General features: G+C 46.1%; 2 protein-coding genes. Both read left to right on the plus strand.

The features are described 5' to 3' along the window. A partial coding sequence (locus QUB61_RS39540) for a hypothetical protein (RefSeq protein ID WP_333136950.1) occupies positions 1–186 on the plus strand: 186 nt, incomplete at its 5' end. Positions 187–216: 30 nt separating this feature from the next. Beyond that, positions 217–750 carry a hypothetical protein gene (locus tag QUB61_RS39545; RefSeq protein WP_333136948.1) on the plus strand — a complete coding sequence of 178 codons (534 nt, stop codon included), beginning with the start codon at positions 217–219 and terminating at the stop codon, positions 748–750. Positions 751–1,240: the final 490 nt, after the last annotated feature.

Here is a 1,240-nt window from a genome sequence, read left to right on the forward strand (position 1 = left end):
AGGTTTCATCCTATTTTACCTTTTTTTGTCTACCCCCTTGACAATTTGCACTTTTTCTTAACTTGTCACAAATGGCCCTTACTACAGTTACCGCTGGATGGAGGGAAAACAGCAGCGCGCCAAATACTGTCCCGGAAGCAAGTGTCCGGCAGTGCGAAAAGCTCTGTTGCTCGGACAACCAATTAGTGAAATCTTAGAAATCATCACCTCAAGCCAATGAATTACAAAATCTCAAAACTGCAAACTCGCTACGGCCTCGGAAGTAAACAGTCTGTGTACGATCGCATGAAGGCACTACAAATAGTTCCAGTCAGCCGCGGAGAAATATCCAGTCAAGCACTGGACAAACTGGACAAACTGGACAAGTTTATGAAAAAGAACCCAGGAGCCAAAATCTGGGAATTCCCAAGGGATGTAGAGTATGAGTCTAGTGGACAACTGGACAAGTCCACTGGACAACTGGACAACTTCAACGAAACCCTGCAATTAGTAGAGACGATCGCCCGGCACTTCGCCACCAACCAAGACCCGCTGGCAAAATACAAAGCGCTAGAGTATGCCGCCAACCACATCATGCTGCTGCCAACTTCCAAAATTAAAGAGCTGACTGGAGCAAAACCTAGAAAAAGTTGTTTTCACAGAGGAATATTTGTCTTCAGCAAGACAGAAGATAAAATCGGACGAGAAACAGCGTGGCGAGTTCAAATGACCCCAAGCGCATTTAGACCAGGACAAACATACCAATTTTAAAACGTCGCCACAATCGGTGACCGCTACGCCCCGCAACCGATGACCGCTGCGCTAATTTTTCGGCGTCAACTTGTCCGACGCAGCTTCTCTAGTTACAAGAAACTCTACAGCGGACAAGCTGCCACTCGAAAAATTTCACCGGCTGCTTGACCTAGCTTTTAATAATACCGTTTCCATAAACGGGGAATCTCGAAAGTCCTCCCTTTTCGATAAACGGACAACATCAAATCAATGCCATTTCCATAAACGGACAATGAAAGAAATCAACCCATTTCCATAACACGCGGCTGCTTTTTTGAGTTCCCCCTCCGCTGGGTTTTGAGGTGGGGGAACATCAAAAAATATCAATGCTGGCTCAAATCGCCTGAAATCCTTTCTCTATGATACTTCTAGACATTTATTTATTTTTTATTTTGTGTTTATACCGGGTATTACTCAGGCCCGGTGCCTGCGGCGCTTGAAATTCTGAGGGCGCGGCCGGGGGGGGAGG

The sequence above is a fragment of the Microcoleus sp. C2D2 genome (genome assembly GCF_036702495.1).
GTDB lineage: Bacteria > Cyanobacteriota > Cyanobacteriia > Cyanobacteriales > Microcoleaceae > Microcoleus.